Annotated in this window: 8 protein-coding genes; 2 read left to right on the forward strand and 6 right to left on the reverse strand. The window is 66.0% G+C overall.

The features are described 5' to 3' along the window. Positions 1–276 precede the first annotated feature (276 nt). From EOA60_RS14255 to EOA60_RS14270, 4 genes are read right to left on the reverse strand one after another with little or no spacing between them, the layout of a single operon-like run. The gene (locus EOA60_RS14255; protein ID WP_095823598.1) at positions 277–1,266 is read right to left on the reverse strand and encodes an MDR family oxidoreductase; all 990 of its coding nucleotides are present in this window, start codon (positions 1,264–1,266) and stop codon (positions 277–279) included. A 53-nt stretch (positions 1,267–1,319) separates the two neighbouring features. After that, a complete protein-coding gene (lspA, locus tag EOA60_RS14260; protein WP_067318893.1) occupies positions 1,320–1,808 on the reverse strand; it encodes a signal peptidase II in 489 nt (162 codons plus the stop codon). A gap of 13 nt (positions 1,809–1,821) precedes the next feature. Beyond that, entirely contained in the window at positions 1,822–2,682 is an 861-nt protein-coding gene (locus EOA60_RS14265; protein ID WP_128311513.1) for an RNA methyltransferase, read from the reverse strand. After that, the gene (locus EOA60_RS14270; protein WP_095823506.1) at positions 2,683–3,741 is read right to left on the reverse strand and encodes a class I SAM-dependent rRNA methyltransferase; all 1,059 of its coding nucleotides are present in this window, start codon (positions 3,739–3,741) and stop codon (positions 2,683–2,685) included. It abuts the gene before it with no gap. 124 nt (positions 3,742–3,865) lie between these two features. Here EOA60_RS14270 and EOA60_RS14275 point away from each other — a divergent pair, with 124 nt between their 5' ends. Beyond that, positions 3,866–4,576, forward strand: a complete 711-nt coding sequence (locus EOA60_RS14275) for a YafY family protein (RefSeq protein ID WP_067319619.1) — start codon at positions 3,866–3,868, stop codon at positions 4,574–4,576. 69 nt (positions 4,577–4,645) lie between these two features. Further along, on the forward strand, positions 4,646–5,026 hold the full coding sequence (locus EOA60_RS14280; protein WP_128311515.1) for a VOC family protein: 381 nt from the start codon (positions 4,646–4,648) through the stop codon (positions 5,024–5,026). Between the two features lie 45 nt (positions 5,027–5,071). Here EOA60_RS14280 and EOA60_RS14285 read toward each other — a convergent pair whose 3' ends face one another. Next, the gene (locus tag EOA60_RS14285; RefSeq protein ID WP_067318887.1) at positions 5,072–6,043 is read right to left on the reverse strand and encodes an ornithine cyclodeaminase family protein; all 972 of its coding nucleotides are present in this window, start codon (positions 6,041–6,043) and stop codon (positions 5,072–5,074) included. 22 nt (positions 6,044–6,065) lie between these two features. Continuing rightward, positions 6,066–6,302 (reverse strand): lipopolysaccharide assembly protein LapA domain-containing protein (locus EOA60_RS14290; protein ID WP_128311517.1); only part of this gene is annotated, 237 nt, incomplete at its 5' end.

Genomic DNA, 6,302 nt, shown 5'->3' on the forward strand with positions numbered 1-6,302 from the left:
CTTCATGACTGTCCGCTTGCAATGCGGGGACCAGCGGCGGCGCGGCAAGCACCTGCCGCTTCGGCGCGTCAGGACCCAGTCCGTCGTCGCCTGCGGCTTTGCTGTCCTGTCTGAAGTCGGAGTCCGCGAGCATGCGGAAAACCTTGCCAGACAGAGATTATGGAAGATTGCGGCGGATCGTTCGAATTTTAGTCGTCCGTGCCGATAACCGGCAGTTTTTGCCTGATTTTGGGCAGTTCGGACGGGAAATCGCCGAACGCTATTCCTGGGATCGCCCTACAGATCGACGACCACGCGGCCTCTGATCCTGCCCTCCACAATATCGCGCGCAGCGCCGATGATGCCGTCGAAGCCGATCGAGCGCGACAGGGTCGACAGTTTCTGGAGGTCGAGGTCGGCGCCGATGCGGCGCCACGCCTCGAGGCGGACCGCTTTCGGCGCCATGACGGAATCGATGCCGAGCAGCGATACGCCGCGCAGGATGAAGGGGGCGACGCTCGTCGGAAGGTCCATGCCGCCGGCCAGGCCGCACGCGGCGATCGCGCCGCCATAGGACGTCATCGACAGCACGTTGGCCAGTGTATGGGTGCCGACCGAGTCGACGCCGCCGGCCCAGCGTTCCTTGGCCAGCGGCTTGGCCGGCTGGCTGAGGTCGTCCCGTGAGATCACCTCAGCCGCGCCGAGGTCGATCAGATAGGGGCTTTCAGCATTGCGCCCGGTCGAGGCGATCACATGGTAGCCGAGGGTGGAAAGGATCGAGATGGCGACCGAGCCGACGCCGCCGGCGGCCCCCGTCACCACCACCGGTCCGCGATCCGGCACGATGCCATGCCGCTCCAGCGCCATGACGGCGAGCATTGCCGTATAGCCGGCGGTGCCGACTGCCATCGCATCATGCGGGCTCATCCCGTCGGGCAGCGGCACCAGCCAGTCGCCCTTGACGCGGGCGCGGGCGGCAAAGGCGCCGTAATGCGTCTCGCCGACGCCCCAGCCATTGAGGATGACCTTGTCGCCCTTGCGCCAGTCGGGGTGCGAAGATTCGATGACAGTGCCGGCGAAATCGATGCCGGGCACCAGCGGCCAGCGGCGCACGACCGGGGCCTTGCCGGTGATGGCCAGCCCATCCTTGTAATTCACCGTCGTCGCCTCGACGGCGACGGTGACATCGCCTTCCATCAGGTCAGCTTCGGTGAGGTCGACGATCTCGACCGACTGCTTCTTTTCGGCGTCGCGCGAAACGAGGATGGCTTTGAAGGTATCGGACACTTTGGTCTCCTCGCTTTTGTTTGAAACAAACTTGCGGCGGTGGCCGCGCCAGGTCAATTGCCTGGATCCTGGGACCTGGTTTCCCGCCGCCAGCCGATCAGCTCGTCGAAGACGACCAGCGCCGCGCCGACGGAAATGAAGGCGTCGGCAAAGTTGAACACCGCAAAGGACCAGACCGGCGTGTGGAAAAGAATATAATCGATGACGTGACCGTAGACCGCGCGGTCGATCAGATTGCCGAGCGCGCCGCCGACGATCAGGGCGAAGCCGATCCGGGCAAGGACGTGGCCGGCGGGCGTGCGCACCGCCAGATAGAGCACGAAGGCGACGACGAGCGCGGCGATGGCCACCAGGCCGGTGTCGCCGAAGGACGAGAACATCGAGAAGGCGATGCCGGTGTTGTAGGTGCGAAACAGCGCCAGGAAAGGCAGAAGATCCACCTTTTCCTGGAACGCGAGGCCGTTTTCCACCAGCTGTTTTATCCACTGGTCGAGTGCGATAGCGAGCACGACCAGCAGGGCGTAAGGGGACCAGGATTTCACGTTTTCGCAGTCCTCATCGCGAGTCGGCAGTGGGGTCGAGCTTCAACGCGCCACGCCGGATTTCGAACAGCATGACGCCGGTGGCAACCGCCAGATTGAGAGAATCGGCGCGTCCGGCCTGCGGGATCCTGAGCAGCCGGTCGCAACTGTCGGCAAGGCTGTCGGGCAGGCCCTGCTGCTCATTGCCCATCAACAGCAGCACCGGGCCTCTCGAAAAGTCGACCGACCGGTAGTCGACCGCGCCCTTCAGATGCGTTCCGGCGACGAGGCCCGGAAAGTCGCGCCGCCAGGCCAGAAAAGCCTGCTCCGTTGCCTTCGCGACCGGCACGGCAAAGATCGAGCCCATGCTGGCGCGCACGGTTTCCAGCGAAAACGGATCGGTGGTGTCGCCGACTAGGATGACGCCCTTGGCGCCGACGGCGTCGACGGTGCGGATGACGGTGCCGAGATTGCCGGGATCGCGAACCCGGTCGAGCGCGACCCAGACGTCGCCGTCCGTGGCGCGGATATCCTTCAGCGGCAGCGTCTGCTGGACGAAGACGCCTACGACCATTTGCGGGTTTTCCCGGCGGGGGATTGCCGCCAGCACCTTTTCCGAGACTTCGAGCACGGTGCCGCCGGCGGCGACAGTGCGCGCCGCGACCTTTTCTATCGCCGCGTTGCCGCGCCCGGCCTTGGCGAAGACGAGCGTCCTGATCGACCAGCCGAGGTCGAGTGCGTCGATGACCAGCTTCAGGCCTTCCGCCATGAAGGCGTTCTGCTGGTCGCGAAACTTCTTCAGCGCCAGCGCCTTGATGTCCTTGACCAGCGGATTGGCGAGGCTGGTGACTTCCTTGACCTGCCCGACGGGCCGGGCTCCATCATGCGGGACCATTCAAGCCACCCAGCGCGAGAACAGCGAGGTCGACAGCGCGCGGCCGGCGGATTTCTCGCGGATGATCAGCTCGCCGGATTCGACCGTGCCGCCCATGCCGGCGAAGGCGTCCCGCATCAAGGCATGGATGGCGAAGAAGGAGGCGCGGATCGAATAGGCGGTCAGCACCACGGCGATCGGCTTCGGCGTCAGGATCGAGCGGCAGAGATCGGTGAGCCCCGGCAGATCCTCGAACAATTGCCAGACTTCCCCCTTGGGACCGCGGCCATAGGCGGGCGGGTCGAAGAGCACGATGTCATAGTGGCTGCCACGGCGCTCCTCACGCTCGGCGAACTTAACCGCGTCCTCGACGATCCAGCGGATCGGCTTGTCGGAGAGGCCGGCTCTCTCCTGGTTCTCGCGCGCCCATCCGATCGCCTTCTTCGAGGCGTCGACATGAGTAATCTCTGCGCCGGCGCGCGCCGCCACCAGCGAGGCAAGGCCGGTATAACCGAAGAGGTTCAGCACCTTGACCGGTCGCCCTGCAGCGGCGATCAGGCCGGCCATGTGGTCCCAATGCGAGGCTTGTTCGGGAAAGACGCCGACATGGCGGAATGAGGTGAAGCGGCCGAGATAGTCGATGCCGTCATGCTTCATCGGCCAGGTCTCGCCGAGCGGCGTTTTTGGAAAACGCCAGCGGCCGATGCCTTCCTCGTCGGTGTCGCCGGTGAAGATGGCGTCGGCGCGCCGCCATTCCTTGGCGGGAAGCGCCCGCTGCCAGATAGCCTGGCCTTCGGGGCGCACGATGCGGTAGGGCCCATACTGCTCCAGTTTTTCGCCGGCGCCGCTGTCCAGCAGAGCATAGTCGGCGTTGGGCGCAACCTCGAGGATCAGCGGCAGGCGCTCGGCGGGCAACGGGCCTTCGCGGCGTGCAAGAGGGCGCTGCGCTGGTTTTGCTTCCTGACGATGATGCGGCTCCGACCTCTCCGCCGAAGCCGCCTCCCGCAGCCGCGACTGGCTGGGGGGATTCGCCGGCTGGCGCGGACGGTTGTCGCGGTTTCGGTCGCGAAAGGACTTCAAGAACAATCTCCGGAACGGCACGCCGCTTTTGGCATAGGCCCTTGACCTTCGCAACCGCATGGTCCGGCGCTGTTCTGTCGCGATGGGATGGACCTCGCCCGAAGAAACGGGCAAGTCTCCGGTCATGTCCCGTTCCGAACGCCTGCTCGACCTGATCCAGATTCTGCGCCGCCACCGCCGGCCGGTCAGCGGCCGCACGCTTGCGGAGGAAATGGGCGTGTCGATCCGCACGCTCTATCGCGACATCGCGACGCTGCAGGGGCAGGGCGCGCCGATCGAAGGCGAGGCGGGGCTGGGCTATGTGCTGAAGCCCGGCTTCATGCTGCCGCCGCTGATGTTCACCGACGAGGAGGTCGAGGCGATCGTGCTCGGCTCGCGCTGGGTGGCGAAACAGCCGGACAAGCGGCTGGCCGCGGCGGCGGCGGATGCGTTGTCCAAGATCGCGGCGGTCTTGCCGGACGATCTGCGTGACGATCTCGACGCCACGACGCTGCTGGTCGGGCCGAATTCAGCGAGCGGCGAGGCGATCGATCTCGGCATCGTCAGGCAGGCGATCCGCAGCGAGCGCAAGCTCGGCTTCCTCTACCGCGACGCCGGCGGCGCGGCCTCTGAGCGCATGGTCTGGCCGTTCGCGCTCGGCTTCTTCGACAAGGTGCGGGTGATGGTGGCGTGGTGCGAGCTGCGCCAGGATTTCCGGCATTTCCGCGCCGACCGCATGGCCGATCTCACAGCCACCGAGATCCGCTATCCGCGCCGCCGCCAGGCGATGCTCAAGGAATGGCGAGCGACGCTCGATGAATCGGCCCTGAAAACGGCGCAGGAGCCTACTGGCTGATCGCTGCTGCCAGAATCTGACAGCGGGATGATCTAGCTTGGCCAAGGTTCAAACACCTTGGAGACCGACATGACCACGCCCAATTTCGTCATCCTCTATGTCGACAGCCCCGAGAAGAGCGGCGCGTTCTACGCCTCGCTGCTCGGGCGCCAGCCGGTAGAGACCTCGCCCACCTTCGCCATGTTCGTCCTCGACAACGGCTTCAAGCTCGGCTTGTGGTCGCGTCACACGGTTGAACCGGCGGCCGCCGCCGCGGGCGGGGGGGGCGAGCTCGTGCTTGCGATGGAGAATGCGGACGCGGTCGACGCCACGCATGCGGACTGGGCGGAACGGGGGCTGAGAATGCTACAGGCACCGACCGACATGGATTTCGGACGCACGTTCGTCGCGCTCGATCCCGACGGTCATCGGCTGCGTGTCTATTGGCCGAACGAGGCAGCAGGGCAGTAGGGCGGTATGGCGGTAGGGGTGTGAGCTTCTCACTACCCTATCCTCTTACTTGCTTGTGCTGAGCGCCTTGTAGACGGCGATGCCGGCGGCGAGATCTTCAAGCGCTGCGCCGACGGACTTGAACAGCGTGATCTCGCTCTCGCTTTGCCGGCCCTGTTTCTCGCCACGCGCCAGTTCGTGCAGGTCGGCGATGACCGCTTCCGGCTTCAGGACACCGGAAGCCAATGGCTGCACGATGTCGCCGGCCTCCTTGGTGGCGCCGGCGCGGGTATCGACATAGACGCGGGCGCGGGAAATGGCATCGTCGTCGCTCTCGCGCATCTGCGGCGTGAAGCCGCCGACCAGGTCGACATGGGCGCCCGGCTTCAACAGCGCGCCCTTGATCAGCGGCGCGGTCGTGATCGTCGCCGACGAGACGATGTCGGCCTCGCCAAGCTCGGTTTCGAGGTCGCCTGCCACGCTTGCTGGAAAGCCTTCGGCATGCAGCGCCGCCGCGACCTTTTCGGCATTGGCCGGCGTGCGGTTCCAGATGCGGATCGACTTAACGGGCCTCACCGCCGAATGCGCCTTGGCGAGGAAGGGTGACAGCGCGCCGGCGCCGATCACCAAGAGCCGCGAGGCGTCCTCGCGGGCGAGATAGGATGCGGCGAGCGCCGAGGCGCAGGCGGTCCGCCATTGCGTCAGCCGCTGGCCGTCGATCAGAGCCTGGGGTTCGCCGGTCACGCCGTCGAGCAGCAGATAGAGGCCCATCACCGCCGGCTTGCCGATCGCGTTGTTGTCCGGCGAGACGGTGACGATCTTGACGCCGATATGGCCGCCGGCCGAGGTGCCGGCGGCGTCGAAGTCGGTCCAGGCCGGCATCAACAAAAGCGTCGAGGCGGCGCCGTCCGGCCGCTCGATCGCGTGATGGTGGCGCACCGGCTGCACGGCGCCTTCGCGGAAGGCGGTGCGCAGTGTCTCGACCAGACCTGAAAAGGTCAGCGCGCGGTCGACCTCGGCGGCCGAAATAGTCAGCATGGAAAGCTCCGTAAGGCGCTGTTTAGTTCGTCGGCTTGGGCAGCGCCGGTCCTTTCGGCGCAGCGGGTGCGCGGCTCACTGCCTGGCGCAGGTTCTCGGCCTCCAGCCCGCGCTGGCGCGCGAGCTTGCGGTAGCGGCCCTGCTTCACCCAGGTCGCCATGCTGCCGACGATCATGCCGATGGCCAAAGCCAGGAACAGCAAGATGAAGAGCGGCAAATTCAGCGTCAGCGCCGGATTGCCAGGGTGGAACGGGTCGAG

Origin of the sequence: Mesorhizobium sp. M1A.F.Ca.IN.020.06.1.1, assembly GCF_004023265.1 — a bacterium.
Taxonomy (GTDB): domain Bacteria; phylum Pseudomonadota; class Alphaproteobacteria; order Rhizobiales; family Rhizobiaceae; genus Mesorhizobium.